25 protein-coding genes are annotated in these 26496 nt (G+C 65.0%); 14 read left to right on the plus strand and 11 right to left on the minus strand.

The features are described 5' to 3' along the window. Nucleotides 1–301: 301 nt before the first annotated feature. Together B6V73_RS08725 and B6V73_RS08730 are read left to right on the plus strand one after the other, a co-directional pair. On the plus strand, nt 302–1618 hold the full coding sequence (locus B6V73_RS08725; RefSeq protein ID WP_075774586.1) for a M23 family metallopeptidase: 1317 nt from the start codon (nt 302–304) through the stop codon (nt 1616–1618). Continuing rightward, nucleotides 1608–2153: a polymer-forming cytoskeletal protein gene (locus B6V73_RS08730; RefSeq protein ID WP_075774585.1), complete on the plus strand. Its 546-nt coding sequence runs from the start codon at nt 1608–1610 to the stop codon at nt 2151–2153. Before B6V73_RS08725 ends, B6V73_RS08730 begins: the two co-directional genes overlap by 11 nt. A 315-nt stretch (nt 2154–2468) precedes the next feature. Here B6V73_RS08730 and B6V73_RS08735 read toward each other — a convergent pair whose 3' ends face one another. From B6V73_RS08735 to B6V73_RS08755, 5 genes are all read right to left on the minus strand, one after another. Further along, nucleotides 2469–3857, minus strand: a complete 1389-nt coding sequence (locus B6V73_RS08735; RefSeq protein WP_075774584.1) for a TRAP transporter large permease subunit — start codon at nt 3855–3857, stop codon at nt 2469–2471. Between the two features lie 3 nt (nt 3858–3860). Further along, on the minus strand, nt 3861–4544 hold the full coding sequence (locus tag B6V73_RS08740; RefSeq protein ID WP_075774583.1) for a TRAP transporter small permease: 684 nt from the start codon (nt 4542–4544) through the stop codon (nt 3861–3863). Nucleotides 4545–4657: 113 nt separating this feature from the next. After that, nucleotides 4658–5668, minus strand: coding sequence for a TRAP transporter substrate-binding protein (locus B6V73_RS08745; RefSeq protein WP_075774582.1), 1011 nt, complete (start codon nt 5666–5668; stop codon nt 4658–4660). A 220-nt stretch (nt 5669–5888) separates the two neighbouring features. Next, on the minus strand, nt 5889–7115 hold the full coding sequence (locus B6V73_RS08750) for a sigma-54 dependent transcriptional regulator (protein ID WP_075774581.1): 1227 nt from the start codon (nt 7113–7115) through the stop codon (nt 5889–5891). Further along, a complete protein-coding gene (locus B6V73_RS08755; RefSeq protein WP_088725037.1) occupies nt 7112–8860 on the minus strand; it encodes an ATP-binding protein in 1749 nt (582 codons plus the stop codon). The genes B6V73_RS08750 and B6V73_RS08755 overlap by 4 nt, the downstream gene beginning before the upstream one ends. A gap of 121 nt (nt 8861–8981) precedes the next feature. Between B6V73_RS08755 and B6V73_RS08760 the strand changes: the two genes are divergently transcribed. Next, nucleotides 8982–10172 (plus strand): cytochrome P450, encoded by a 1191-nt coding sequence (locus tag B6V73_RS08760; RefSeq protein ID WP_075774579.1) that lies wholly within the window; start codon nt 8982–8984, stop codon nt 10170–10172. 4 nt (nt 10173–10176) lie between these two features. Here B6V73_RS08760 and B6V73_RS08765 read toward each other — a convergent pair whose 3' ends face one another. After that, nucleotides 10177–10638 carry an Lrp/AsnC family transcriptional regulator gene (locus B6V73_RS08765; protein WP_075774578.1) on the minus strand — a complete coding sequence of 154 codons (462 nt, stop codon included), beginning with the start codon at nt 10636–10638 and terminating at the stop codon, nt 10177–10179. Nucleotides 10639–10779: 141 nt separating this feature from the next. Between B6V73_RS08765 and cobA the strand changes: the two genes are divergently transcribed. The 7 genes from cobA to B6V73_RS08800 all read left to right on the plus strand — a co-directional run bounded on the left by cobA (nt 10780) and on the right by B6V73_RS08800 (nt 16601). After that, complete coding sequence (gene cobA, locus B6V73_RS08770; protein ID WP_075774577.1) at nt 10780–11532, plus strand: uroporphyrinogen-III C-methyltransferase; 753 nt, start codon at nt 10780–10782, stop codon at nt 11530–11532. Further along, nucleotides 11529–11816 (plus strand): DUF2849 domain-containing protein, encoded by a 288-nt coding sequence (locus B6V73_RS08775; RefSeq protein ID WP_075774576.1) that lies wholly within the window; start codon nt 11529–11531, stop codon nt 11814–11816. Before cobA ends, B6V73_RS08775 begins: the two co-directional genes overlap by 4 nt. Before the next feature lie 3 nt (nt 11817–11819). Further along, on the plus strand, nt 11820–13487 hold the full coding sequence (locus B6V73_RS08780) for a nitrite/sulfite reductase (RefSeq protein ID WP_088725038.1): 1668 nt from the start codon (nt 11820–11822) through the stop codon (nt 13485–13487). After that, a complete protein-coding gene (locus B6V73_RS08785) occupies nt 13474–14244 on the plus strand; it encodes a phosphoadenylyl-sulfate reductase (RefSeq protein WP_075774740.1) in 771 nt (256 codons plus the stop codon). Before B6V73_RS08780 ends, B6V73_RS08785 begins: the two co-directional genes overlap by 14 nt. Further along, a complete protein-coding gene (locus B6V73_RS08790; protein ID WP_088725039.1) occupies nt 14241–14612 on the plus strand; it encodes a DUF934 domain-containing protein in 372 nt (123 codons plus the stop codon). The genes B6V73_RS08785 and B6V73_RS08790 overlap by 4 nt, the downstream gene beginning before the upstream one ends. A 145-nt stretch (nt 14613–14757) precedes the next feature. Beyond that, the gene (locus B6V73_RS08795; protein WP_088725152.1) at nt 14758–15576 is read left to right on the plus strand and encodes a ferredoxin--NADP reductase; all 819 of its coding nucleotides are present in this window, start codon (nt 14758–14760) and stop codon (nt 15574–15576) included. 383 nt (nt 15577–15959) lie between these two features. Continuing rightward, the gene (locus B6V73_RS08800) at nt 15960–16601 is read left to right on the plus strand and encodes a hemolysin III family protein (RefSeq protein ID WP_088725153.1); all 642 of its coding nucleotides are present in this window, start codon (nt 15960–15962) and stop codon (nt 16599–16601) included. Nucleotides 16602–16608: 7 nt separating this feature from the next. On the opposite strand, the gene tgt is transcribed toward B6V73_RS08800, so the two are convergent. Together tgt and B6V73_RS08810 are read right to left on the minus strand one after the other, a co-directional pair. Beyond that, nucleotides 16609–17736 carry a tRNA guanosine(34) transglycosylase Tgt gene (gene tgt / locus B6V73_RS08805; RefSeq protein ID WP_075774572.1) on the minus strand — a complete coding sequence of 376 codons (1128 nt, stop codon included), beginning with the start codon at nt 17734–17736 and terminating at the stop codon, nt 16609–16611. Nucleotides 17737–17818: 82 nt separating this feature from the next. Further along, on the minus strand, nt 17819–18358 hold the full coding sequence (locus tag B6V73_RS08810) for a sugar-transfer associated ATP-grasp domain-containing protein (RefSeq protein ID WP_168174880.1): 540 nt from the start codon (nt 18356–18358) through the stop codon (nt 17819–17821). A 118-nt stretch (nt 18359–18476) separates the two neighbouring features. On the opposite strand from B6V73_RS08810, the gene B6V73_RS08815 reads away from it, so the two are divergent. Continuing rightward, nucleotides 18477–19292, plus strand: a complete 816-nt coding sequence (locus B6V73_RS08815) for an MBL fold metallo-hydrolase (protein ID WP_075774570.1) — start codon at nt 18477–18479, stop codon at nt 19290–19292. A gap of 3 nt (nt 19293–19295) precedes the next feature. On the opposite strand, the gene B6V73_RS08820 is transcribed toward B6V73_RS08815, so the two are convergent. Genes B6V73_RS08820 through B6V73_RS08830 form a run of 3 tightly spaced genes read right to left on the minus strand, consistent with a single transcriptional unit; the run spans nt 19296 to nt 21770 of the window. Beyond that, nucleotides 19296–19835 carry an N-acetyltransferase gene (locus tag B6V73_RS08820; protein ID WP_240504119.1) on the minus strand — a complete coding sequence of 180 codons (540 nt, stop codon included), beginning with the start codon at nt 19833–19835 and terminating at the stop codon, nt 19296–19298. 5 nt (nt 19836–19840) lie between these two features. Beyond that, the gene (locus tag B6V73_RS08825) at nt 19841–20299 is read right to left on the minus strand and encodes a DNA polymerase III subunit chi (RefSeq protein WP_088725041.1); all 459 of its coding nucleotides are present in this window, start codon (nt 20297–20299) and stop codon (nt 19841–19843) included. Between the two features lies 1 nt (nt 20300). Beyond that, complete coding sequence (locus tag B6V73_RS08830; protein WP_088725042.1) at nt 20301–21770, minus strand: leucyl aminopeptidase; 1470 nt, start codon at nt 21768–21770, stop codon at nt 20301–20303. A gap of 179 nt (nt 21771–21949) precedes the next feature. Between B6V73_RS08830 and lptF the strand changes: the two genes are divergently transcribed. From lptF to lptD, 3 genes are read left to right on the plus strand one after another with little or no spacing between them, the layout of a single operon-like run. Further along, nucleotides 21950–23095 carry an LPS export ABC transporter permease LptF gene (gene lptF, locus B6V73_RS08835; protein ID WP_075774567.1) on the plus strand — a complete coding sequence of 382 codons (1146 nt, stop codon included), beginning with the start codon at nt 21950–21952 and terminating at the stop codon, nt 23093–23095. Beyond that, the gene (gene lptG / locus B6V73_RS08840) at nt 23092–24210 is read left to right on the plus strand and encodes an LPS export ABC transporter permease LptG (protein WP_075774566.1); all 1119 of its coding nucleotides are present in this window, start codon (nt 23092–23094) and stop codon (nt 24208–24210) included. Before lptF ends, lptG begins: the two co-directional genes overlap by 4 nt. Next, a complete protein-coding gene (gene lptD, locus B6V73_RS08845; protein ID WP_088725043.1) occupies nt 24210–26438 on the plus strand; it encodes an LPS assembly protein LptD in 2229 nt (742 codons plus the stop codon). Before lptG ends, lptD begins: the two co-directional genes overlap by 1 nt. Nucleotides 26439–26496 lie beyond the last annotated feature (58 nt).

Raw genomic sequence — 26496 nt, forward strand, 5'->3', positions numbered from 1 at the left:
CGTCGCACGGCGACCGCCAGCGGCAAGCGCGGATCACACCAACGTGACGCCCGCATGACCGGCAGGACCTAAACCGCCGGGAAGTCCCGTCTTTTGGGCAAGAAACCGCTCATACCGCGCGCGCGAGGGAACCGTGACCGAATGTGCCCGGGAAAGAGGTTGCCCGGACCTGCCCCCCTTGGTAATCCCTTTGGCCAAGGGCGGAGGACTTATCCACAAGCAGGACGGGTGCACCGCCGCGAGCGACGCGCGGCCCCTTCGTGGTCGCCCTTGATCCGAAACAAACACAGGACCGACCGGCTTGCCTAGACGCATTCTCGACCGCCTGAACACCCGTCTCGAGCGCATCCTGCCCGAACAGCGGCTGTTTCTGAAATCAGACAGCGCCACGCGGTTCGTCCGACTGCGCCCCCTCACGCAGGCGAGCGTCTTGGCGATTGGCGCTGGCGTATTCGTGTGGTCGATGGTCGCGACCTCGATGCTCTTCATCGACGGGATTTCCTCTGGCGGGGCCGCGCAGAACGACAAGGTTGCGAAAATCGCTTTCGAGCGACGCCTCGACGCGCTCTCGCAAGAGCGCGACGCCCGCGCGGCCGAGGCTCTCGCCGCTCAAGACCGCTTCCAGACCGCCCTCGAGCAGGTCTCGAAGATGCAATCCGCGCTGCTCGCCTCGGAAGAGCGCAAGCGCGAGCTGGAAACCGGGATCGGCGTGATTCAGGCGACCCTGCGCCGCACCATGGAAGAGCGCGACAACGCCCGCCTCGCACTCGCCAAGGCCGAGGGCAAAGGCCCCGATGCCGGCCCCACCCCGGCTGCCCGCGCGGAGGACATGGCGAAAACGGTCGACATGCTGACCAGCGCACTCGGAGAGACAGCCAAGGAACGCGACACAGCGAATGCCGACGCCAAGACCGCGCAGCTGCAGATGGACAAGATCGCGCTGCAGAAGCGGCTTCTCGAACAGCGCAACGACGAGATCTTCACCACGCTCGAAGGCGCCGTGAAAATCTCGATGGAGCCGCTCGACAAGGTGTTCAAGCAGGCCGGCATGGACCCCGATCACGTCCTCAAGGAGATCAAGCGCGGCTATTCGGGCACCGGCGGGCCGCTCTCGCCGATCTCGCTCTCGACCAAGGGCACAGCCGATCTCGACGGCGATACCGCCCGCGCCGAGAACATCCTGCGCAAGCTCGACGAGATGAACATGTATCGCATCGCCGTCGACAAGCTGCCGCTCTCTATGCCCGTGAAGGCGCATTTCCGGTTCTCCTCGCCCTTCGGTTGGCGCTGGGGCCGGATGCATGAGGGCGTCGATATGGCGGCTCCGATCGGCACCAAGGTCTACGCGCCCGCCGATGGCGTCGTGATCGCGGCCGAGCACGAGCGCGGCTACGGCAACATCATCAAGATCCGCCACGACTTCGGCATCACCACCCGCTACGGTCACCTGAACAAATTCCACGTGAAAGTCGGGCAAAAGGTGTCGCAAGGCGAGTGGATTGCTGATATGGGCAATACCGGACACTCCACGGGACCGCATCTGCACTACGAGGTCCGGCTCGGAGGCAAGCCAATTAACCCGATGACCTTCATCAAGGCTGGTAAGAATGTTTTCTAAATCGAAAATCCATGAACCGGGCCCCAAGGCCGACGGCGACAAGCCCAAATCCGCTGAAAGCGCGACCGCTCCGAGCCGCCCCACGTCCAGCTCGAGCGACTACACGCCGAGCTCCGCGCCGCGCTCCAAGCCCGCGCCCTCGGTTCTCTCCTCGGACCTGACCATCACCGGCAACGTCAAGACGACCGGCGACATCCAGATCGAAGGCACCGTCGAAGGCGACATCCGCGCCCACCTGCTGACCGTCGGCGAAAGCGCCACGATCAAGGGTGAGATCATGGCAGACGACGTCGTGGTCAATGGCCGCGTCGTGGGCCGTGTGCGCGGCCTGAAGGTGCGCCTGACCTCGACCGCCCGCGTCGAAGGCGACATCATTCACAAAACCATCGCGATCGAGAGCGGCGCGCATTTCGAAGGCTCGGTGCAGCGTCAGGACGACCCGCTGCAGACCGGTCAGGGCACGCCGAAGCTCGCGCCGCCGGCCTCCGAGGCTGCTGCAGCCGCTGCGGCTCCGACGGGTTCGGAACAGAAATAAAATCAGGCGATAGCCAGAGCAGGAGGGGCGGCCGATCGGGTCGCCCTTTTATTTTGCGCCGGTGCCATTTCCGAGCGGGCAGCAGGGGCGCTGCCCCTCTTCGCATTCGCGAATTCACCCCGGGATATTTGCGCCAAGCCGAAAGAATATCCAGTTTTCTCGCCCTGGCGGAAATGTCCCGGGGCGCGCGCGCAGCGCGGGGGCAGAGCACCCTAGACCGACCCCACAGAAAAGCGCGCCGCGTGGGGATGCCACGGGCGCGCCTAGTTGGAATGGCGGGACATCGGGCCGGAAGCAGCCCCTGCCCCGCTCGGGTTATTTCACGACCGTCTCCGGTCCCATCGCCATCGTCGGCAGCCATGTCGACAGGAACGGCACGTAGGTGACCAGGATCAGGAAGACGAAGAGCACGGCGAGGAAGGGCGCGGCCGCCTTCACGACCCGCATGATCGGCATTCCTGCCACGCCTGAGGTTACGAAAAGGTTCAGACCCACCGGCGGCGTGATCATCCCGATCTCCATGTTCACAACCATGATGATGCCGAGATGGATCGGATCGACGCCCAGCTCCATCGCGATCGGGAAGACCAGCGGGGCGACGATCAGGATGAGGCCTGAAGGCTCCATGAACTGCCCGCCGATCAGCAGGATGACGTTGACGATCACGAGGAACATGATCTTGCCGAGACCTGCGCCGAGGAGCGCCTCGGTGATCTTCTGCGGAATTTGCTCGTCGGTCAGGACGTGCTTGAGGATCAGCGCGTTGGCGATGATGAACATCAGTGTGATTGTCAGCTTGCCCGCTTCGAACAGCGTATCGCGCGTGCCCTTGTGCCAAATGGCGGTGATCAGTGCCTGCGGCTTCTTCAGAAGTGAGGTTTTTCGCTCGCCCTCGTCGAGCGGGCCCATGTCGCGATAGATGAAGTTCGCGACGAACCACGCATAGACGGCGGCGACAGCAGCGGCCTCGGTCGGGGTAAAGATACCACCCGTGATGCCGGGGATACCGTAGAGGCCCACCATGATGATCGCGATCAGCATCAGGCCCCAGAACGCGTCGACGAAGCTTGCAGCGACTTCGCCCCAGCCCTGCCACTCGCCTTTCGGAAGGTTGCGCTTGATCGCGAAGAACAGGATCGTGGCCATCAGCATCACGCCCGCAAGAAGGCCCGGAATGACGCCCGCAAGGAACATCCGCCCCACCGACACGTCGGTCGCCGAAGCATAGACGACCATCACGATCGACGGCGGGATCAGGATGCCGAGCGTGCCGGCGTTACAAATAACGCCAGCGGCGAAATCCTTGGAGTAGCCCACCTGACGCATCGCCGCGATGACGATGGAGCCGATGGCGACCACGGTTGCAGGCGACGAGCCCGAGAGCGCCGCGAACAGCATACAGGCGAATACGCCCGCGATGGCCAGTCCGCCCGGCAGGTGCCCTACCACGGCGATGGCGAAGCGGATGATCCGTTGCGCCACACCCCCGGTCGACATGAAGCTCGAGGCGAGGATGAAGAACGGGATCGCCAGCAGCGTCGCGTGGTTGTCCATCGCGTCGTAGAGCGACTGCGCGATGGAGGCGAGCGAGGCGTCCGAAAAGATCAGCAGGAACAGCGTCGAGGCCAGGCCAAGAGAGACCGCGATCGGCACGCCGATCAGCATGAAGCCGATCACCATCACGAAAAGGAACAGGATATCCATGCCTCAGTCACCCTTGTTGAAATGGGCCACGTCGGCCACTTGGTCTTCGGCTTCGTGGCTCACGATCAGCGCCGCACGCGTGCCCGTGGCGACCCCGATCGCCGCCTGTACGAAGCGGATCAGCAAAAGCGTCACGCCGATCGGCAGGATCAGATAGGGGATGAAACGCGGCAACTTGTCATAGGCCTCGCCCATGTTGAACCGGTCGCCGAGCCAGACGGCGAGCCAATCCGCGATCGGTACCTGGTCGGTCTCGTAGAAGGCGCGGTCGCGCGTCTCCTGGAAGCCGGTCGGGAACCAGCGCCCCGAGGTCTGCTCGAACCCGGCGAACGGCGCCCAGTAATCCCAAGCCCCTTTCAGCAGCAGGACCGCGTAGAGAATGCACAGGCCCGCCGCGACGAGGCTCATGGCCTTGCGCGGTCCGGGGCGGAGCATGTTGATAATTGCATCGACGCCCAGATGCGCGGTCACTTTCACCGCGTAGCTCATGCCCAGAAGTACCAGCCAGGCAAACAGGATCAGCGTCGTCTCCAGCCCCCAGATCAGCGAGGAGTTGAAGACGTAGCGCAGTACGACGTTGACGAAGGTGATCACCGTCATGACGCCGAGGATCAACGCGATCAGCGTCTCCTCGAGGTTGTGGATCGCCCGCGAAAACCCGTTACGCGGCTCATAGCGCTGGCTCATGGCTCACTCCGGTCTGAGGTCGAGAGGTGAAAGTGGCGCGCGCGGGTGATGTGGGGGCCGCGCGCGCCGTGAGATCGGGCGACGGGTGGGGTCCGTCGCCCGTCCGTTCCGGATCAGTGCTTGGCGTTGATCGCCTGCGCTGCGTCGATGTTTTCCTGACCGACGTCATCCTTGAACTGGTCCCAGACCGGTTTCATCGCATCGACCCATTGCTGGCGCTGCTCGGGCGTCAGTTCGCGGATCGTCGCACCGGCATCGAGGATCGCCTGACGGTTCTCTTCGTTGACCTGGTTTACGGCGGCGTTGCGCTCCTGCGTGACCTCGTCGAGGATCGACTTGATCTGGTCACGCATCGCCGGATCGAGGCTGTCCCACCAGTCGACCGAGGTCACGACCATGTAGTCGAGCAGGCCGTGGTTGGTTTCGGTGATGCCGTCCTGCACTTCGTAGAACTTCTGCCCGTAGATGTTCGACCAAGTGTTCTCCTGCCCGTCAACCACGCCGGTCTGCAGCGCGCCATAGACTTCCGAGAAGGCCATCGGCTGCGGCGACGCCCCCAGCGCTTCCATCTGCGCGATCAGCACGTCGGAGGGCTGCACGCGGAACTTCAGACCCTTGGCGTCGCCCGGCACCAGCAGCGGCTTGTTGGCCGAGAACTGCTTGAGGCCGTTATGCCAGAAATCGAGGCCCAGCAGACCGCGACGCACCATCGCTTCTTTCATCGACTGGCCGACTTCGGAATTCTGGAATTCGTCCACGGCTTCCATGTTCTTGAACATGAAGGGCAGATCGAAGATGCGGTATTTCTTGGTGAAGGTCTCGAATTTCGACAGCGAGGGCGCAGCCATCTGCACGTCGCCCTGCAGCATCGCTTCCAGCACCTGATCATCGTTGTAGAGGGTGGAGTTCGGGTAGACTTCGACGCAGGCCTTGCCGTCCATCTCTTCGTTCACGCGCTTGGCGAACAGCGCCGCCGCGATCCCTTTCGGGTGCTTGTCGGTATTGGTGACGTGGCTGAACTTGATGACCATTTCGCCTTCGTCGCAGCCCGTCGGATCGGCCATTGCGACCGAGGCCGAAGCCATGAGGGCGAGCGCCGAAACGGCGGCGGTAAATTTCTTCATAATGTCCTCCCGGTATTCATGTCACGCCGGTCCTCCCCGGCATCGGGGCAAGCAGAAAGGCGCCGAGAGATCCGATCAACTGTTTCGTGAAGCTCTTGTGACAAGGCCGAATAACCAATCTAAGTCAAAGCCTTACGAGAAAGCCCCGATCCCGCGTCGACGAGAGGTGTGCGAAATCCCGCACAGATACAGGCGGCTCCGTGCGAATCCTCGCCCGCCCCTAGTCGCGGTAATCGTCGGGCCGCAGCCCATGGCGTGCGAGCTTGTCGTAGAAGGTCTTGCGCGGCAGCTTCAGCGCGGCCGCCGCCTCGGTCGCGTTGCCGCCCGCACGGGTCAGCGCTTCGGCCAGCAGCGACTTCTCGACCGCCGCCATCCGCTCGGACAGGCCCAGCTCCGCCGGCGGCTCGCCCGCCTCCAGCCCCATCGCGAAGCGCATCGCCTCGGACATAAGTGCGCGGGCATTGCCGGGCCAGTCGCGGGCCATCAGCTGTGCGGTCATCTCGGCCGGGATTTCGGGCGCGCGCAGGTTGGCCTGTTCGCAGGCCGTGGCGACATAGTGGCGAAACAGCGCGGGAATGTCCTCGGGGCGTTCCGACAGCGAGGGGATACGCACCTTCAACGCCTCCAGCCGCCAGTAGAGATCGGGGTGGAAGCGCCCTGCCCGCGCCTCGCCTGGCAGGTCGCGATAGGTGCCCGCGATAAGGCGCGTGGCAGGCCGGGTCTCCAAGAGCTCGATCAGCGCGAATTGCGCCGGGCGCGGCAGGTCGGCCACCTCGTCTAGGTAAAGCGTGCCGCCCTCGGCCTGCGCGAAACCGGCCTCCAGCGCCTCCACGTCGAGGCCCGCCGCGGCGAGTTTAACGAAGGGACGGCGCGCATTGGTCGAGAGTAGATGGATCACCTCGGCGAGCTTGGAATTGCCCGCACCCGGCGCGCCGGTGATCAGCACCTCGGCGCCCGAGCGCGCCGCGCGACGGGCCGCTTCGCGCAGGCCCTCCGCCACCGGAGAGTCGCCAACCAGCATCCGTGCCGCGGCATCGCCACGCTTGCCGGCGGCCCGCGAGAACCGCGCTTCCATCACGCGCGCGCGCGTTTCCAGCGCCTTCTCGACAACGGCCAGCAAGTCTTTCCCTGCGCAAGGCTTTTCCAGAAAGTCGAACGCGCCCGCTGCCATCGCGCGCACTGCCATCGGCACATCGGCCTCGCCGGTCAGCAGGACGACGGGCAGCTCCGCATCGGCCTTCTGCACGAGGTCCAGCAGCGCGAACCCGTCCTTCCCGGGCATCCGGATATCGGTGACCACGATCCCCTCGAACTCGGTCGAGATATGGTCCTTCGCTTCGATATAGCTGCCTGCGAGCGTCGGCTTCAGCCCCGCCAGTTCCAGCGTCTGGCCTAGCGCCTCGCGCACCGCGCGGTCGTCATCGACAAAGAGAACCCGGCGCATCATGTCTCCACCTCGGTTGGTCTGGGTTGGCTCGCAGCTTCGCGCAGATCGATGGTGAAACGCGCGCCGCCGCCGGGCACATTCTCGCCGCACAGCTTGCCGCCGAACCCTTGCACAAGCCCGTAAGAGATCGAAAGGCCGAGGCCAAGCCCCTCCGCCGATCCCGCCTCCTTGGTAGAGTAGAACGGATCGAAGATGCGCTCGGGATCGCGGATGCCCGGTCCGGTGTCGCGCAGGCTGAGGCGGATCATGCCATCCGCGCGCGCCATGCGGATCGTCAGGCGACGCTCGGGCTGGCCCTCCATCGCCTCGATCGCGTTCGAGATCAGGTTGATGACGACCTGACTGAGCCGCACCTCGCCACCCATGACGATGGCGGGGAAGTCGGGGCGCTGCCAGTCGACGGTAACGCCCGCGCGCTTCAGCCGTTCGTCGAGCATCTCGAGCGCGCTTTCCACCACCGCCGCGAGACCGACGCGGGTCGCGGGTTCGCTCTCCTGCCGCGCAAAGGCGCGCAGATTGCGGATGATGCGCGCCATACGGTGCGCCATCGCGCCGATCTTACCCAGCGTTTCGCCCGCCTCTTCTGTCCGACCGCGATCGAGCAGCAATTCGGCATTCTCTGCATAAGACGAGATCGCCATCAGCGGCTGGTTCAGCTCGTGACTGATCCCCGCCGACATCTGCCCCAGCGCCGAAAGCTTGCCCGCCTGCACCAACTCGGCCTGCGTGCGGCGCAATTCCTCGTTCGCGGTCGACAGCTCCGCCGTGCGCTCCGCCACGCGAACCTCAAGCGCGGCATTTGCCTCTGCCAGTGCGCGCCTGCGCTCCCACAGTGCGAAGATCACCGCCCCCACGGCCAAAAACCCGGCCGCCGTCGAGAGCGCGGCAAGCCGCGCCGCGCGCAGAACCGGATCGGCGGCGGCGAGCGCGTGACCCTCCATCTGGATCACCGGCAATTCGCGCGACACATCCAGCGCGGGACCGGCAAGCGAGCCATCCCCCGACACCAGACGATGGCCCGCCAGATTGCGTTCGCGCAAGTGAAGCACCCCGGCGAGCGAGCCCGCCGGATAGGTCGCGGGATCGGGGCGTGCGCCCGGTTCGGACAGTAGCACCAGGTCGGTCCGATTGGTCAGGAAGCTCACCCCGTCGGCATCGGTAAACCAGACGGGCACCGGGTTACCGCGCCCCTCGGCCTCGACATCCTCGGCATTCAGCCGCAGCAGCACGATCCCCGAGACGCGGCCGCCAGAGGCGAAGACAGGTGCGGCGAAGACGAACAGCCGGTCGCCGGTATCGGGATCGACGAAATGTTCTGACCCAGTCGCGCCTTGCGCGGCGCGGGCCAGCGCCCGGTTCATCGTGACCCGATCGGGACTGTCCGCAGGGCCCGCGAGCACCGTGCCTCCCGGCGCGATCAGCCAGATGTCGCGCGCGCCCGCGTGATCGGCCAAGCGCTGCAAGGTCAGGCTCACCGCGTCATCGCGCCACGTGCCGACCGCCTTGCCTCCTTCGGCAAAACGCCCCGCCAGCGCGACCACGTCGGGATGATCGGCGGCCAGAACGGCCACTTCGCGAAACTGCAGAAGGGCCGCCACCAGACGATCCGAGGCCAGCCGCAGGTCGGACTGCCCCTGCGCCTCGATCCGCGCCAGACCCTCGCGCGCCGATACCCGCCACACCCCGATCGAGGCGGCGAGCGTCAGCGCGATCCAGATGAGCAATATGGCGACACGGCCCAGCATCAGCACTCTCCCGCCCTTTCCTTGCGACCAACCGCGCGGCAATGCAAGGCGGCGTGTTCGCTTGGTCTTGCATCGCGCGGCGCCTTCTGCCCAATCTGGCCTCCGACCAAACGGAGCGCCGATGCAGACCCTTTCCCAATCCCCGCTCGACCCAGATTTCGTGCAGAACCCTTACCCGTTCTATGACCGCGTGCGTCAAGGCGCGCCTCTCGTTCAATGGCCCGAATACGGGTTTCACGTGACTGCGCGCGCCGCGATCGTCGGCGCGGCGCTGCGGGACCGGCGGTTGGGGCGCGAAGCCCCGCCAGAACACGCGGTGGAGGTTCCGAAGCATCTCGAGCCCTTCTATGCGATCGAACGTCATTCGATGCTGGAGTTGGAAGCGCCGACCCACACCCGCCTGCGCAAGTTGGTGACGAAGGCCTTCACCCCGCGCCGGATCGCAGGCATGGAGGACGAGATCGCGACACTCTGCCACCGGCTGGTCGACGAACTGCCCGAGGGCGGCTGCGACCTGCTGGAGCATTTCGCGAAACCCCTTCCGGTGATCGTGATTGCGCGGCTTCTGGGCGTGCCGGAGAAGGATGCCGACAAGCTTCTCGCGTGGTCGAACGCGATGGTGCAGATGTATCAGGCCCGCCGCGACATCAGCCTCGAAGAAGACGCGGCGCGGGCCTCAGCGGAATTCGCGGAGTATCTCGGGGATCTGATCGAGACCCGCCGCAAAGCGCCCGGCGACGATCTGATCTCGGAACTGATCGCGGTCGAGGAGGAAGGCGTTCACCTGAGCCGCGACGAGCTGATTTCCACCGTGATCCTGCTCCTGAACGCGGGTCACGAGGCGACCGTCCACCAGATCGGCAACAGCGTGAAGACCCTCGTCGAGCAGACCGTCGCGCCGCATTGGCTGGAGCCAGAGCGGATCGACGGCACGGTAGAGGAACTTCTGCGCTTCGATCCGCCGCTGCACTTGTTCACGCGATGGCTCTACGAGGACATGGAGTTTCAGGGGCAAATGCTGCGGAAAGGCGAACGGATCGGGCTGCTACTCGCCGGTGCGAACCGCGACCCGTCGGCTTGGGACGATCCGAGCGCCTTCGACCCGTCCCGCCCGGTGCGCATCAATTTCAGTTTCGGCGCGGGGGCGCATTTCTGCATCGGCGCGCCGCTGGCCCGGCTGGAGTTGAAACTCGCGCTGCCGATTCTGATGGAGCGGCTACAGGGGCTCGATCTGCCGCGCCGCCCCTATTACGCCGATCTCTACCATTTCCACGGGCTGGAGAAGCTGGAGACCACCTACACCAAGCGCTGATCGCTCACAGCGGCAGTGCGGTGGTGGATTTCAGCTCTTCCATCGACAGAAGCGCCGTGACGTTGTGAATTTTCACTTCCGAGATCAGCGCCTGATAGAAGCGGTCATAGGCGCGCGCATTCTCGACCCGCACTTTCAGGATGTAGTCGATATCGCCGGCAAGGCGGTGCGCTTCCATCACCTCGGGGCGCGCGCGCAGGGTGGCGAGGAACTTGTCCTGCCATTCGGCCTCGTGCTCGGACGTTCGGATCAGCACGAAGAAGCAGGCGTCGAACCCAAGCGCCTCGGGATCGAGGATCGCGGTCTGCTTTCCGATCACCCCCGCCGTGCGCAATTTGCGAATCCGGTTCCAGACCGGGGTCTTGGAAGAGCCTGTTTTCCGCGCGATTTCGTCGAGCGACTGGCTCGCATCGTCCTGTAGCTCCGCGAGGATTTTCCGATCCAGCTCGTCGATCTGCACCGCCATTCCGATTTCCCTCCGATAGAAAGAAGATTGTTACTCCCATCAAACCCATAATGAACGCACGTCCTTATTGGCAAGGACATATAGCCAAAAACGAGAATATTTTCCTATATTAACACTCAAGACGCAGACGAGGAGCGTGACATGGAAACTCTCGAAACTCAGACCCAGGTGACCCTTGCCGGCGCAGGTCCGGGCGACCCGGACCTGCTGACCGTGGCGGTGCTGCGCGAGATGACGTGCGCCGATGTCATCCTGCACGACACGTTGGTGAGCGCCGAGGTGCTCGCACTTGCAGGTCCGCAGGCGAAGTTGATCGAGACCGGCAAGACCGGTTTCGGCCCCTCGATGAAGCAAAGCGACATCTCGGACCTGATCGTCCGCCTCGCGCGCGAGGGACAGCGGGTGCTCCGCCTGAAATCCGGCGATCCGGGTGTGTTCGGGCGGCTGGGCGAAGAGTTGGACGCGCTCGACGCGGCCGGGATCGCCTATCGCGTGCTGCCGGGCATCACCGCTGCTTCCGCCGCCGCCGCATCGCTCGGCCAGAGCCTGACCGAACGCGGCCGCAATCGCGAGCTGCGCCTGCTCACCGGCCATGACGCCGACGGGCTCGCCGAACAGGATTGGACGGCGCTCGCTCGTCCCGGCGCGGTCGCGGCGATCTACATGGGCAAGCGCGCGGCCCGCTACGTGCAAGGGCGCCTGATGATGCATGGCGCCTCCCCCGCGACCCCGGCCTGCGTGGTCGAGAACGCCTCGCGCGCCGATCAGGTGATCCGCCCCGCGACGCTCGCCACCCTTCCCACCGTTACCGCCGAGGCCAAGGGCCCCGCCGTGATCCTGCTGGGCCTCGCCCCGCGCGACGCCCGCATCGCCCTGAAGGAGGTCGCGCTATGAGCAAGAAATTCATCCCCGGCGTGATCAGCGCCAACGATCTGCGCGAAGGCCATGTCGTCTACATGAACGACGCGGGCCAATGGGTTCTGCGCCTGAGCGACGCCGCTTTCCTCGACGATCCGGTGATTGCCGAGATGTGGCTCGATCTGGCCAATGCGCAGCCCGACAAAGTCGTCGGCGCCTATCTCGCGCCCGCCACGCTTGGCCCGAATGGCCCCGAGCCCGCGCATTTCCGCGAGGCCTTCCGCGCCTCCGGCCCTTCCATTGAGCTACCCGGGAGCTGATCCATGTTCCAACCCAGCGATTTCGACCGCGCCGCCGTCCGCGCGCGCGCCGAGCAGTTTCGCCATCAGGTCGCGCGCCGCCTCGACGGCAGCCTGACCGAAGACGAGTTCAAGCCGCTGCGCCTGATGAACGGGCTCTATCTGCAGCTGCACGCCTACATGCTGCGGGTGGCGATCCCCTATGGCACGATCAACGCGCGTCAAATGCGCCAGCTCGCCAAGATCGCAGATGTCTGGGATCGCGGCTATGGGCATTTCACGACGCGCCAGAACATCCAGTTCAACTGGCCGAAGCTGGTCGATGTGCCGGACATGATCGACGCGCTGGCCGATGTCGGCATGCACGCGATCCAGACCTCGGGCAACGCGATCCGCAACACGACGACGGACGCCTTTGCGGGCGCCGCCGCCGACGAGATCGCCGATCCGCGCCCCTATGCGGAGTTGATCCGTCAATGGTCCACCGACCATCCGGAATTCCAGTTCCTGCCGCGCAAGTTCAAGATCGCGATCAATGGCGCGCGCGCCGACCGCGCCGCGATCCGCGGCCACGATGTCGGCCTGCAACTGGTCGAGCGCGATGGCGAGATCGGTTTTCAGGTCTTCGTGGGCGGCGGTCTTGGCCGCACCCCGATGATCGCGAAGGAACTGCGCAGCTTCCTGCCAGTGGCCGATCTGCTGCCCTATCTGGAGTCGATCGTAGCGGCCTGGAACCTCGCAGGCCGGCGCGACAACAAGTATAAGGCACGCATCAAGATCACCGTGCACGAGCTTGGAATCGAGACGTTCTCCGAGATGGTCGAGGCCGAATTCCCGGCCCGCCGCGCGGCCTTCAAAGGTGCCGATCAGGCGATCCTCGAAGATCTCAAGGCGCAATTCGCGCCGCCCGTTTTGCCTGCGCGGGAGAGCAAGAGCTTCGAAGCCGCGCTCAATGTCGATGCGCTACTGCGCGACTGGGCCGCACGCTCGGTCTCGCCCCACCACAACCCCGATTACGGAGTCGTCACGGTCAGCCTGAAGGATCACGGCGCGCCTCCGGGCGATGCCACCTCGGACCAGATGCGCCTGTTGGCGGAGCTTGCCGAACGCTACGGCCAGTCGGAGCTGCGCATCAGCCACGAGCAGAACGTGATCCTGCCGCATATCGCGAAGGCCGATCTGCCCGCGCTGTTCGAGGCCCTGCGCAAGGGCGGCCTCGCTACTGCGAATATCGGCCTGACCTCGGATATCATCGCCTGCCCCGGCATGGATTACTGCGCGCTGGCCACGGCCCGCTCGATCCCGCTGGCACAGCAGATCGCGACCCATTTCCGCGACCTCGGGCTGGAGCAGGAGATCGGTGCGCTCAAGATCAAGATTTCGGGCTGCATCAACGCCTGCGGTCATCACCATCTGGGCCATATCGGCATCCTCGGTCTCGACCGCGCGGGCGTGGAGAACTACCAGATCACGCTCGGCGGCGACGCGACCGAGACGATGGCGCTTGGCGAGCGCGCTGGCCCCGGCTTTGCCTATACGGAGGTGATCCCCGCGCTGGAGCGTCTGCTGCGTGCCTATCTCGAACTGCGCGAAAACGCGACCGAGAGCTTCCTCGAAGCGCTGCGTCGCCTTGGCCCGGACCCGTTCAAAGAGGCGCTCTATGCAGAGGCTCAACGCCATGCCGCTCAATGATCGCCCGGATATCGCAACGCGCGTCGCCGGGCTGAACGAACGCTACCGCCACCACGCCGCGACCGCGGTGATGGAGCGGGCGTTGCGGGACGCTGACGTGGGCGAAGTCGCGCTGGTCTCCTCCTTCGGAGCGGAATCGGTGGTGCTCTTGCATATGGTCTCGGTGATCGCGCCCGGCACGCCGGTGCTGTTCATCGACACGCAGATGTTGTTTCCTGAGACGCTCGCCTATCAGCGCGACGTCGCGCACAAGCTGGGCCTGACGAATGTGCAGGTGATCCAGGCCGATCGGGCCGCGATCGCCCGCGACGATCCGGATGGCACTTTGCACCAGTACAGCACCGATGCCTGCTGCACACTGCGCAAGACGGTGCCGCTGGAAAACGCGCTCTCGGGCTATGACGCCTGGATCACCGGGCGCAAACGCTTTCAGGGCGGCCAGCGCGCGGCGCTCGACTTCTTTGAGGTCGAGACCGAGGCGCGGATGAAGATCAACCCGCTCGCCCATTGGGACAAGCAGGATGTGCAGGATTACATGGTCGAGAACCGCCTGCCGCGCCACCCGCTCGTGGCGCAAGGCTATCCCTCGATCGGCTGCGCGCCCTGCACCTCGCCTGTGAAACCGGGCGAGGACGAACGCGCGGGCCGCTGGCGCGGCGCCGCCAAGACCGAATGCGGCATCCACTTCATCGGCGGCAAGGCCGTACGTGTGAACAGTGAGGGCCAAGTGATTGAGAACAAGGAGAATGTGGCATGAGCGTGATCGTTCGCGACGACGGCTTCCACGAGGATGACTTCACCGGGGCGAGCCTCGATATCGCGCCGGAGACCGATGCGGGATATCTGCCCGCGCTGATCGACGGCGCCGAGATGATCCGCGTCCTGTTCCCGACCTTCTCGGACGGGCGTGGCTTCTCGCTGGCGCGCCGCATCCGTGCGCTCGGCTATTCCGGCCGGCTGCGCGCGGCGGGCCCGCTGATCGCGGATCAATACGCGATGGCGCGGCGCGTCGGCTTTGACGAGGTCGAAATCCCACGGGAGCTGGCCGAGCGCCAACCGCAGGCGCAATGGCTCTTCCGCGCCGACTGGGCCGCGCATGACTACCGCGCGCGGCTTGCCGGCTGAGGCTTTCGCCCGCATCCGATATCCGATAAACCCCACCCGTGACCGGCAATTGAGCCAGATCAAGGGCCAGCGCTGACGCAAGCTGTATCCGATCTGCATATTTGCCAGACCGAGGCGCCTGCCCCGGCCCGAGAGAGATATGACAATGAACGAGAGCGCCGTGACCGAGATCCCCAAGGTGAAAACCCTGCCCGACGCGCAGACCGTGACCGAAGTGACCCACTGGACGGACCGGCTGTTTTCCTTCCGCGTGACGCGGCCGCAATCCCTGCGCTTCCGCTCGGGTGAATTCGTGATGATCGGACTGATGGGCGACAATGGCAAACCGCTGCTGCGCGCCTATTCCATCGCCTCGCCGAACTGGGACGAGGAGCTGGAATTCTACTCGATCAAGGTGCCCGACGGCCCGCTGACCTCGAAGCTGCAGCATATCAATGTGGGCGACCAGATCATCCTGCGTCCGAAGCCCGTGGGCACGCTGGTCCATGACGCGCTGCTGCCCGGCAAGCGCGTGTGGTTCCTCGCCACCGGTACCGGCATCGCGCCCTTCGCCTCGCTGATGCGCGACCCCGAGACCTACGACAAGTTCGACGAAGTCATCATGATGCATACCTGCCGGACCGTCGCCGAACTTGAATATGGCCGGCAGCTGGTCGAGAACCTGATCAACGATCCGCTGATCGGCGAGATGGTCGAGGGCAAGCTGAAATATTACCCGACCACGACCCGCGAGGAATCCCCCCATATGGGCCGGATCACCGACAATCTCGAGAACGGCAAGGTGTTCAAGGATCTCGGCCTCGAGCCGATGAACCCCGAGTCCGACCGCGCGATGGTCTGCGGCTCGCTCGCCTTCAACAAGGACGTGATGGCGGTGCTCGAAGGGTTCGGCCTGCGCGAAGGCGCGAATTCCGAGCCCCGCGAATATGTGGTCGAGAAGGCCTTCGTCGGCGACGGCATCTGAGCATATCTGGGGGCGCTGCCCTCGCCGGCGCCGGACCGCGGCAAACGTCAGAGAATGAGGGGGCTCTACCCCCTCGGGCTTCGCCCTCACCCCCGGGATATTTGAACAAGCCCGATGGGAACACCCGACGCGCGGCCGAACCGGTCGCGCCGGGTGCCGTCGGTCTTGACGGTCATCGGCGTCCCCGCCTGTACCGTGCTTCGTTTATCGCCGCGAATTAGTTGAATTCTCGTTAATGCCTTCGGGTTTGCGCATATATCCTCATGGGGGGCGCGCCAGCGCGCGGGCGCAGAGCCGTTCGTGACCCAGCGTTTTTTCCGTCACGGCTTGGGAGATCGCCTCATCGTTGCTATCTTGAAAGGATGACCGAGGGGATCACCACGATGACGCGCCACCAATTGAGCCACAGCTTTCGCGAACATGTCGCCGATGGCGTCGTCCATGTGCTGGGCGTCGTTTTCGCCGTGGCAGGCGTCAGCGCGCTGATCGTCTGGGCCTCGCTCGCAGCACCTGCGGGGCGCGTCTGGCCTCTTGCGGTCTATTCGGTGGGGCTGATCGCCTCTTTCTCGCTCTCGGCCGCCTATAACCTGACGCTGCATGCACCGACGCGTGCGGTGTTGCGGCGCCTCGACCACGCGGCGATTTATCTACTGATTGCAGGCACATACACACCGATGGCGCTGATCGGCCTCGGCGGGGTCGCGGGCTGGGCGCTGACCGCGACGGTCTGGACGCTCGCGACCTTCGGCATCGTGATGAAGCTCGGCTTCTTCCACCGCGCGGAGCGCACGGGGTTCTGGCTCTATCTGGCGATGGGCTGGCTCGGGATGATCGCGATGTGGCCGTTGATCGTGGCCCTGCCCTTGCCCGCGCTGATCCTGCTGGTCGTGGGCGGGCTGACCTATACGGTCGGCGTGATCTTCTACCAGACCGAACGCATCCCCTTCTCGCGCGCGATCTGGCACGGCCATGTGCTGGCCGCCGCCGCGACGCATTACGCCGCGGTGATCGTGATCTCGCACTGAGCGGGGTTCAGAGCGGCTCGATATCGCCCATCGCGCGGGTCTCGTGGAATTCCGAGACGAAGCGCGCCAGCGCTCCCTCGTCGATCGCCGCGCGCAGGCCCGCCATCAGTTCCTGATAGTAATGCAGGTTGTGCCAAGTGAGCAGCATCCCCGAGATCATCTCGCCGGAGCGGAAGACGTGGTGCAGATAGGCGCGCGAATAGTTCGAGCAGGCGGGGCATGTGCAAGCCTCGTCCAAGGGGCGCGGGTCGTCGGCATGGCGGGCGTTCTTGATGTTCACCTGACCGCGGCGGGTCCAGGCCTGACCCGTGCGCCCCGAGCGCGACGGCAGCACGCAATCCATCATGTCGATGCCGCGCTCGACCGCGCCCACGATATCATCGGGTTTGCCGACGCCCATCAGGTAGCGGGGTTTGTCTTGCGGCAGCATGCCGGGCGCATAGTCGAGCACGCCGAACATCGCCTCCTGCCCCTCGCCCACGGCGAGGCCGCCGACCGCGTAGCCCTCGAAGCCGATCTCCTTGAGTTTCTCGGCACTTTCCTCTCGAAGCTCACGCGTCACGCCGCCCTGCTGGATGCCGAACAGCGCATGGCCCGGACGGTCGCCAAAGGCGTCACGTGAGCGCTGCGCCCACCGCATCGAGAGGCGCATGGATTTGGCCACTTCTTCCTCGGTCGCAGGCAGCGCGGGACACTCGTCGAAGCACATCACGATGTCCGAGCCCAAGAGCTTCTGAATCTCCATCGAGCGTTCGGGCGAAAGCATATGTTTCGAGCCATCGACATGGGAGGCAAAGGTCACGCCTTCCTCGGTCAGCTTGCGCAGAGATGCCAGGCTCATCACTTGGAACCCGCCGGAGTCGGTCAGGATCGGCTTGTCCCAGTTCATGAACTTATGCAGCCCGCCCAGACGCGCCACGCGCTCTGCACCGGGGCGCAGCATCAGATGGTAGGTGTTGCCCAGCAGGATATCCGCGCCGGTCGCGGCCACGCTTTCGGGCATCATCGCCTTCACGGTGGCGGCGGTACCCACGGGCATGAAAGCCGGCGTACGGATCTCGCCGCGCGGCGTCGAAATCGTCCCGGTGCGCGCCGCGCCGTCGGTGGCCTTGAGGGTGAAGCTGAACTTGGTCATCTGGGGCTCTCCTTCGGCCCCGGCTGATAGACCCAAAGCGGCGCAAAGGGAAGGCCGCGCGCGGCAGCAGAGCGAAGAGCGATCAGAAGGGCAGCAGGCTCTTTTTCGGGCGGAACTTCACACCGCAGCTTTCGAAAAAGGCGCGCACCTCCGGAGTGAGCATGCCGCGACCATTGGAATATTGCGGAAGATCGAACCCGCCGCCTGCGTTGATCTCTACCACAACGGGGCCATCCGCAGTGATGGCGATATCGGTGGATTGATACCGGACGGGGGCGAAGCTGCGCGCGGCCCGCTCGTTGATTTCGAGGAGTTCTTTCCAGAAAGGCAATTCCATCCCCATCAGGCCAGGCCGGTCGTCGTAAAGCCCGAAGCGCACATATTCGACGAGGTTGATCCGCGTCTCCGACCTCGCAAGTTGGCGATAGTCGCGCAGCACCTGCAACACCGAACGGCCCGACTTCTTGGCCGCGTAAACCAGAAGATTCTGGAAGGAACTGTCGCGCGCGCTCTGATAAGCGGTTTGGTCGAGTGTGGCGAGGGACATGGCGGCCCCAAGTGAAACAATCATCGATCTTTCGTTAAATTTGATCCTATGAAGAAACGCCGCAAACTTGGGCAAAGCGACGATCTTTTCGCGGTCAGCCCTTTGAAATCGTCGGGGGTCGCACGGCATCTTACGTAGGGGCATAGACCGGAATCAGCTTTTCGCTTTACGTTAAGGCAAAAGGAGGCTCGCCATGTTCCGCGCCCTACTTCTCGCCCTCTTCACCACGCTTGCGCCGGTCGTCGCGGCCGCGCAGAACCAGCGGATCAGCCACTGCATCGCGATCGCCGATGCAGCGCCCGGGATCGAATATCTGCACAAGGCCAGTTGGTCCGACCCGGTGCCGGACCAATCGGTGCGGCTGCATTACATCGACCATTCGATGGTGCTGTTGCAGACCGAGGGCGGGCTGTCGGTCATTACCGATTTCAACGGCTGGACCGGCGGGGCCCGGTTTGCCCCCGATTACGTCACGATGAACCATGCTCATTCGAGCCATATGACCGATATGATCCCGGACGGGACGGTGGCGCTTAAGGGCTGGTCGGATCAGTTCGGCATCGCTGCCGAGCATCATCTCGATCTGGGCGAGATGCTGATCCGCAATGTGCCCACTGATATCCGCAGCTGGGGCGGGGTCGAGGAGAACGGCAACTCGATCTTCGTTTTCGAGGTGGCGGGGCTGTGTATCGGCCATCTGGGCCACCTGCATCACGAGCCCGATCCCGCGCAATATGCGGCGCTCGGGCGGCTCGACGTCGTGATGGCAGCGGTGGACGGCTCCTACACGGTCGATCAGCCGACGATGATCCGCATCCTGAACCGGTTGCGCTCACGCATCGTGATCCCGGTCCATTGGTTCGGCGAGCCGACCCTGCAGAGCTTTCTCGACGGGATGAAGGGTGTCTTCGCGGTGGAGCGGCCCGGCGTGAGCGAGGTGATCGTCTCGCTCAGAACCTTGCCGCGCGAGCCGACCGTGATGGTGCTGGAGCCCGACCGGCTGCGGTAGCGCTCACCAGATCTCAGGTCTCTGGAAGGCTGCCACGCAATGCGGCCTCCCCGCGAAGGTGCCGAGCGGCGTCGGCGTCAGGGATTGGCCGAGCCAGCCCTGCGGGATCGTCAGCGGATAGGGCGCAGCAATGGCGACCTCGGCAATCGGAGCAAATCCCACCCGTCCGTAATAGGCCGGATCGCCATAGGTCAGCACGGCCTCGACACCCGCCGCTGAAAGCTCCGCGAGGGCATGACGGATCAGCCTCTGCCCGACGCCCTTGCGTTGCTGCGTCGGGGCGACTGCCATCGGCGAAAGCAGAAAGACGCGGCGTGGATCTTCGACATAGCGCAGGCGGGTGAAGCAGACTGCGCCGATGAGGGTCTCTCCGTCGCGCGCGACGAAACAGTACAGATCGCCGGGCTCGGTTCGGGCGAGGATGTCGCGCACGAGCGACCCGATCAGCGTACCTTCGTCGAGGCCTTCAGAGACTGCGAAGCTATCCGCGAAGAGACCGGCGAAGCGCTCCGCATCTCCGGCATATCCTGCGCTGATCTCCACCCGGCTCAACTCTCCGCCTTTTTCTCCCAGCGGCCGCCCTCTTCCGACCAGTAGATCGCTTTCGCGCCCACGCCGGTGAGTGTCTTCCACTGGCCGCGCGCATGTTGCACCGCCTGCGGGTCGTTGCCGTCGAACAGGATCCAGACGCGTTTATGGGCGTCGGTCTCCTCCGCCGCGACCTCGGCACCGTCCACGGCCATCATCGCCTCGCGCCCGTCGCCTGCGGGCGTGGTGCCCAGCAAGATCGGCTGCAACGCGTCATGTGGCCCGCCTGCGAGCCCGTGCGGCAGAAAGCTGGCCTCGCTTCCCATCAGCCAGAGTCTCTGGTCGAGCCAGTCGAGGCGCGCGGAATCGGTACCGCGCAACTCCACCTTCCAACCCTGCTCCACCGCCCGGGAGGCGAGGTTCAGCACCACCCCCTCGAGACTGGAGCGGGTAAGATGGTAGAAATTGACCTGCCCCATCTCAGGCTTCGAACTTGTCGCGGATCAGACGGTCGAGCATGCGCACGCCCCAGCCAGTCGGCCCTTTCGGGGCCAGCGTGGTCTCGTTTGGCGGAAGCGCGACGCCCGCGATGTCGATATGGCACCACGGGACCTCGTCCTTGACGAAGCGCTTCAGGAAAGCGGCCGCGGTGATCGCGCCGCCCCAGCGGTTTCCGACATTGCGCATATCCGCCAGCCGCGATTTCAGCGCCTTGTCATAGGCGGGCTGCAGCGGCATCTGCCACGCGCCCTCACCCTCGGTCTTCGCCGCTTTAAGAATGTCGGCTACAAACTTGTCATCATTGGAGAAAAGGCCCGCATTCTCGTGACCGAGCGCGACGATCACCGCGCCGGTCAGCGTGGCGAGATTGACCATCGCCTTGGGCTTGAACCGATCCTGCGCATACCAGAGCACATCTGCCAGAACGAGGCGGCCTTCGGCATCGGTGTTGATGACTTCGATCGTGTCGCCCTTCATCGAGGTCACGATATCGCCGGGGCGTTGCGCGCGCCCGTCGGGCATGTTTTCGACGAGACCCACGAGGCCCACGACATTCGCCTTGGCCTTGCGCAGCGCCAGCGTGCGCATCACGCCCGAGACGACGCCTGCGCCGCCCATATCCATCGTCATCTCTTCCATGCCCGCGCCGGGCTTGAGCGAGATGCCGCCCGCATCGAATACGACGCCCTTGCCGACGAGCGCGAAGGGCGCCTCACCTTCCTCGCCGCCCTTCCACTGCATGACGACGAGTTTGGAGGGCATTTCCGAGCCCATGCCGACACCCAGAAGCGCGCCCATGCCGAGCTTCTTCATGTCCTCTTCCTCGAGGATTTCGACATCGAGGCCCAGCTCCTGCATCGCGGCGAGGCGGGCGGCGAAGTCGTCGGTGGTGAGGATGTTTGCGGGCTCGTTGACCAGATCGCGGGTGAAGAACACCCCCTCGGCGAGTGCTGCATGCGGGGCGGCGGCAGCGGCGACTTCTTCGGGCTTGTCGACCATGATCGTCACCGGGCCGAAGCCCTTTTTGCCCTCGCCGGTGTGATAGTCGAAGCGATAGGCGCGCAGCGCTAGCCCCAGCGACAGATCAGCCGCGCGCGGATGGCCTTGCGCCACCACGAGAACCCCGGCTTCGCCGAGCTTGGCCCCGATCGCGGCCCCCGCCTTGCGGGCCTCGTCGGCACTGGATTTCCGGTCGAGCCGCACCAGCTGCACCGCTTCGGCGGCGATCGCGGCGGGCCAGCTCAGATCCATCGCCTCGCCCGCACCCAAACCCGCGAAGGCTTCCGAATCCACCGCGCGCTTGATCGCGCCCTTCATCGCGCGGTCCAGCTTGCGCCCGGCCTGGCCCAGCTTGCCGTCCCCGCCCACGATCAGAGCGATCCGCCCGCTTTGGGTGGCAAAGCCCTCCGGATCGGTTTCCTTGAAGGCGATGGCGACGGGTTGGGTCATGTGGGGCTCTCCGCAGATGGGACCGTCGCGCGGATCGGCGGCGCGCGGTCGCGATTGGCATCATTTCGCGCGAGAGCCTAGCCCTGCCTCCGGAAAATGAAAAGCACCCCCGCTGCGCCCTTCCCTCACTTCGCCCGACAGGCTAGAGAAAGGGAAATATTCGGGGGTATTGAGGGGTCGTGACGCGACTGGACAGATATGTTTTGTCCAAATTGATGGCGCTGTTCGGGTTTTTCGCGCTCGTGCTGGTCTCCGTCTATTGGGTCAACCGGGCTGTGATCATGTTCGACAGCCTGATTTCGGATGGCCAGACCGCAACGGTGGTGCTGGAATTCACCGCGCTGACCTTGCCTTACGTCATCCGCATCGTGCTGCCGGTCGCGGCCTTCGCCGCCACGATCTACGCGTTCAACCGGCTCGATCAGGACAGCGAACTGGTGGTGATGCGCGCCACCGGAACCTCGAACTGGCGGCTGGCGCGTCCGGTACTGGTCTTCGGGCTGATCGCCTCGGTGATGATGGCGTTGCTGGTGAACTTCCTCGTCCCCGCCGCGAAGGCCCGTCTGGCCGAGCGCCAGCAGGAGGTCGCGCAAAACCTGACCGCGAAATTCCTCACCGAAGGCACGTTCCAGCATCCCGCGCCGGGCATCTCGATCTATATACGGCGCATTTCTGATCTGGGGGAGTTGCAGGATATCTTCGTCTCCGACAGCCGCTCGGCACAGACGAGCACGATTTATACCGCCGACAAGGGGGTGATCGTGAAGACCGAGACGGGGCCGAAACTGATCATGTTCTCGGGTATGGCCCAGACCCTGCGCAAACCCTCCGATCACCTGTCTGTCACCCGCTTTGCCAATTTCACCTACGACATCGGCTCCTTCCTCAAGTCCGGGAAAGCGCGGGCGCTGAAGATCGACGAGATGATGACCCCGCGCCTCGCCGCGATGATGGCGGGGAGCGGACTCGACGCGACTCCGGGCGCCGACAGCGCCAAGGCCGCCCGCGACGCGCTACGACTGGAGCTCGCTCGGCGGATCACGCAACCGCTATTGGCCCCGATCGCGGCGCTGATCGGATTCTCGGCGCTGATGATGGGCACCTTCTCGCGCTTCGGCATGTGGCGGCAGATGACGCTCGCGATCGGCGGGCTGATCGTGATGCAGGTACTTCAGAACGCCGCCGAAACCAGTTCCGGGCGCGACCCCTCGCTCTGGCCGAGCCTGATTGCGCCGACGCTGGGCGGGATCGTGATGGTGCTGTTCATGCTGTGGTGGTCCGGTCGTCCGCGCCGTATCCGGCCCAAGCGGGAGGCTGCCGCGTGACGCTTGCTCTCTATCTTGCGAAACGGTTTCTCCGCAGCTTCCTGATCGTCGCGGCAAGCTTCTGGAGCATCCTGTTTCTGATCGACGTGGTCGAGGAAATCCGCCGCTTCTCCGATCAGGGGCTGAGCCTTTTGCAGGTCTCGTTGCTCTCCGCGCTAAACATCCCGGAGACGCTTTACACGATCCTGCCGCTGATCGTGATGCTGTCCTCCGTGGCGCTGTTCATCTCTCTCGCGCGCAGTTCGGAACTGGTCGTGATCCGGGCCGCGGGCCGGTCTGCACTGCGTATGCTGGCTGCACCGATCGCGGCGGCGCTGGTGCTCGGGCTGCTGACGCTGCTGGTGGGCAACCCGCTCGTCTCGGCCACGTCGAAGCGCTATGAGACCCTCCTGGATCACTACACCTCCAATGGGGGCTCGACCGTGTCGATCGGGCGCGAAGGCGTCTGGATGCGACAAAGCGCGGGGCTTTCCTCGGACGGCAAAACGCTCGCGCAGGCGGTGATTCATGCCGATCGCGCGAATGGCGATGCAACGACGCTGCATGGAGTGACCTTCCTGATTTTCGACCCTCAACGCGGCCCGGTGCGCCGGATCGACGCGAAAACCGCGACGCTGGTGCCGGGCGCGTGGCAGTTGCAGGACGTGAAAGACTGGCCGTTGGGCGACTCCACCAACCCCGAGCGCGACGCTACGATCGAAGACAGCCTCTCGCTGCCCTCCGACCTGACGGTGGCGAGCATCCGCGACAGTTTCGGCAAGCCCTCCGCAGTGCCGATCTGGCAATTGCCGGGCTTCATCGCCTCGCTGGAGGCCGCAGGCTTCTCCGCGCGCCGCCATATCGTGTGGCTGCAGATGGAGCTCGCGCTGCCGGTGCTCTTCGTTGCGATGGTCCTGATTGCGGCGAGCTTCACGATGGACCATGTGCGCTTCGGCGGCATCGGCGCGAAGGTTCTTTTCGCCTTGGCCGCCGGTCTGGGCTTGTTCTTCCTGCGCAATATCGCGCAAGTTCTGGGCGATAACGGACAGATTCCCGTTCTACTCGCGGCCTGGGCGCCGCCGGTGATCGGGTTGATGCTGCCGCTGGCGCGGCTTCTGCACCGGGAGGATGGGTGATGCGGCGGCAATTCGGCGCTTTGGCAGGACGGGCGAGCGCTCTGGCGCTGATCGTCGCGCTTGGCGTGGCAGGGCCGCAGCCCGGGCGCGCGCAAGACCAAACAGCGACCGATACGGCCCCCGCAACGCAGGGTGCGGCGATCCCCGCCTCGGACGAATTGGCGACGCTGCTGGCCGATCGGGTGGCGATCCGCAACCAGAACGAGTTGGTCGCAGAAGGGAATGTCGAGGTCTTCTACAAGTCGAACCGACTGTCTGCAAAACGCGTGGTCTATGACCAGAAGGCCGACAAGCTTTACCTCGAAGGTCCGATCCGGCTGGTTCAGCCCGGCCAGTCGCAGGCGGTGATCCTCGCCTCGCAGGCAGAACTGTCCTCCGACCTGCAAAACGGCATCCTGCTGAGCGCGCGCATGGTGATGGCGCGCGAATTGCAGCTCGCCGCCGCCCGGATCGAGCGGCGCGAGGGCGCGATCACCATCATGGACAAGGTCGTGGCGTCGTCTTGCGAGGTATGCCGGACCAACCCGACGCCGCTTTGGGAAATCCGCGCGAGCCGCGTCGTGCATAACGCGACGACGCGCCAGATCGTATTCGAGGACGCCCAGTTCCGCGCGGCGGGCGTGCCGATCGCCTACCTGCCTCGGCTGCGGCTGCCCGCGCCAGGCGTGAAGCGGATGACGGGCTTCCTCGCTCCGCGTTTCCGCACCACGAGCGGTCTCGGCCCGGGGCTTCTGGTACCCTATTTCATCGCGCTCGGACCCAGCCGAGATCTGACGGTGACGCCCTATTTCGCCACTTCGCGCACCGAGACGCTGAACCTGCGCTATCGGCAGGCCTTCAACTGGGGCAAGATGGAATGGTCCGGCGCGCTGAGCAATGACGACATTCGCAGCGGCACGCGCGGCTATCTCTTCGGCGATCTCGAGGCGCAGCTTCCGCGCGAGTTTCGCCTGACCGCGCAGCTTCGGCTGGTCAGCGACGACAGCTACCTGCTCAATTACGGTCTCAGCGACGATGACCGCCTGTGGTCGGGCGTCACGCTCGAACGGGTACGCAGCGACGAATTGATCTGGGCCCGCGTCGGCAATGTCCACTCACTGCGCGCGGGTGAGAGCAACGCCACCGAGCCAATGCAGAGCGGCACCGGAGAATGGCTCCGCACCTTCCGCCCCGCCGGGATCGGCGGACAGGCCAGCGTGCGGTTTTCCACCCTCGCCACGCGGCGCGCTTCGAATGCGACGGTCGATCTGAACGGCGACGGTCGCCCCGACGGGCGCGACATGGTGCGTGGCTCGCTCACCGCCGATTGGCGGCGCAACTGGCTGTTCGGGCCGGGCATGCTTGGGTCGATCGAGACCCAATTCGCGGGCGACATCATCGAGACCAACCAGGACCCCGCCTTCAGCGAAACGATCCTGCGTGGCCAGCCAACCGTCGCCGCGGAGATCCGCTGGCCCTGGGTCAAGACGAGCGGTCGCGCGGCCTATGTGATCGAGCCGGTTGCGCAGGTCGTCTGGGCGCCGGATCACCTGAAGGACGCTCCCAACGAGGACAGCCAGCTGCCTGAATTCGACGGCGGCAACCTGTTCTCGCTGACCCGCTTTCCGGGCGAGGATGCCCGCGAGACGGGTTTGCGCGCCAATGTCGGGCTCGGCTGGACGCGTTATGACAGCTCCGGCTGGTCGCTTGGCGTCGCGGCGGGCCGTGTGTTCCGCCAGCGCGACCTGAACCAGTTCTCGCAGGGCACCGGGCTGTCGGGCACGAAATCCGACTGGCTTCTCGCGACCCATCTCGCAACCGCGAACGGGCTGACGCTGTCGAACCGCGCGCTGTTCGACGATAACTTCTCCGTGTCGCGCGACGAAGTGCGGCTATCGCGGGTCGGCACTGACTTCGACATCTCGGCGGGCTATCTCTGGCTCGAGAAGAACCCCGCCGAAGGACGCGACGACAACATGTCCGAGCTGATGCTGGACACGGCGTGGCGCTGGGGCGCCGGCTGGTCGGGCACGATGAGCACACGTTACGATTTTACCGCCGAGCGCGCCGCGCGCGCCAAGCTCGGCCTGCGCTACCAGACCGAATGCATCGCGGTTGATCTTTCCCTCTCGCGCCGCTTCACGTCATCCACTAGTGTAGCCCCTGAGACCGATTTCGGCCTATCCGTCCAACTCGTCGGCTTCGGCGCGAGCGACGGTGCGCCCGCGCGGCGAATGTGCGGAAGTTGAGGCCGGGGATCGCAAAGCGGCCCAGCGGGCCCAGAGGATCAACGAGGCCCCAAGGGCC

Source organism: Thioclava sp. JM3 (genome assembly GCF_002213185.1).
In the GTDB taxonomy this organism is placed as follows: Bacteria; Pseudomonadota; Alphaproteobacteria; order Rhodobacterales; family Rhodobacteraceae; genus Thioclava; species Thioclava nitratireducens.

What these genes read in the sequence shown, in the direction of transcription:
- B6V73_RS08730 (WP_075774585.1), top strand. Translation starts at nt 1,608, where the DNA reads ATGTTTTCTAAATCGAAAATCCATGAACCGGGCCCCAAGGCCGACGGC.
- B6V73_RS08735 (WP_075774584.1), bottom strand. Translation starts at nt 3,857, where the DNA reads ATGGATATCCTGTTCCTTTTCGTGATGGTGATCGGCTTCATGCTGATC.
- B6V73_RS08740 (WP_075774583.1), bottom strand. Translation starts at nt 4,544, where the DNA reads ATGAGCCAGCGCTATGAGCCGCGTAACGGGTTTTCGCGGGCGATCCAC.
- B6V73_RS08745 (WP_075774582.1), bottom strand. Translation starts at nt 5,668, where the DNA reads ATGAAGAAATTTACCGCCGCCGTTTCGGCGCTCGCCCTCATGGCTTCG.
- B6V73_RS08750 (WP_075774581.1), bottom strand. Translation starts at nt 7,115, where the DNA reads ATGATGCGCCGGGTTCTCTTTGTCGATGACGACCGCGCGGTGCGCGAG.
- B6V73_RS08755 (WP_088725037.1), bottom strand. Translation starts at nt 8,860, where the DNA reads ATGCTGGGCCGTGTCGCCATATTGCTCATCTGGATCGCGCTGACGCTC.
- B6V73_RS08760 (WP_075774579.1), top strand. Translation starts at nt 8,982, where the DNA reads ATGCAGACCCTTTCCCAATCCCCGCTCGACCCAGATTTCGTGCAGAAC.
- B6V73_RS08765 (WP_075774578.1), bottom strand. Translation starts at nt 10,638, where the DNA reads ATGGCGGTGCAGATCGACGAGCTGGATCGGAAAATCCTCGCGGAGCTA.
- cobA (WP_075774577.1), top strand. Translation starts at nt 10,780, where the DNA reads ATGGAAACTCTCGAAACTCAGACCCAGGTGACCCTTGCCGGCGCAGGT.
- B6V73_RS08775 (WP_075774576.1), top strand. Translation starts at nt 11,529, where the DNA reads ATGAGCAAGAAATTCATCCCCGGCGTGATCAGCGCCAACGATCTGCGC.
- B6V73_RS08780 (WP_088725038.1), top strand. Translation starts at nt 11,820, where the DNA reads ATGTTCCAACCCAGCGATTTCGACCGCGCCGCCGTCCGCGCGCGCGCC.
- B6V73_RS08785 (WP_075774740.1), top strand. Translation starts at nt 13,474, where the DNA reads ATGCCGCTCAATGATCGCCCGGATATCGCAACGCGCGTCGCCGGGCTG.
- B6V73_RS08790 (WP_088725039.1), top strand. Translation starts at nt 14,241, where the DNA reads ATGAGCGTGATCGTTCGCGACGACGGCTTCCACGAGGATGACTTCACC.
- B6V73_RS08795 (WP_088725152.1), top strand. Translation starts at nt 14,758, where the DNA reads ATGAACGAGAGCGCCGTGACCGAGATCCCCAAGGTGAAAACCCTGCCC.
- B6V73_RS08800 (WP_088725153.1), top strand. Translation starts at nt 15,960, where the DNA reads ATGACGCGCCACCAATTGAGCCACAGCTTTCGCGAACATGTCGCCGAT.
- tgt (WP_075774572.1), bottom strand. Translation starts at nt 17,736, where the DNA reads ATGACCAAGTTCAGCTTCACCCTCAAGGCCACCGACGGCGCGGCGCGC.
- B6V73_RS08815 (WP_075774570.1), top strand. Translation starts at nt 18,477, where the DNA reads ATGTTCCGCGCCCTACTTCTCGCCCTCTTCACCACGCTTGCGCCGGTC.
- B6V73_RS08825 (WP_088725041.1), bottom strand. Translation starts at nt 20,299, where the DNA reads ATGGGGCAGGTCAATTTCTACCATCTTACCCGCTCCAGTCTCGAGGGG.
- B6V73_RS08830 (WP_088725042.1), bottom strand. Translation starts at nt 21,770, where the DNA reads ATGACCCAACCCGTCGCCATCGCCTTCAAGGAAACCGATCCGGAGGGC.
- lptD (WP_088725043.1), top strand. Translation starts at nt 24,210, where the DNA reads ATGCGGCGGCAATTCGGCGCTTTGGCAGGACGGGCGAGCGCTCTGGCG.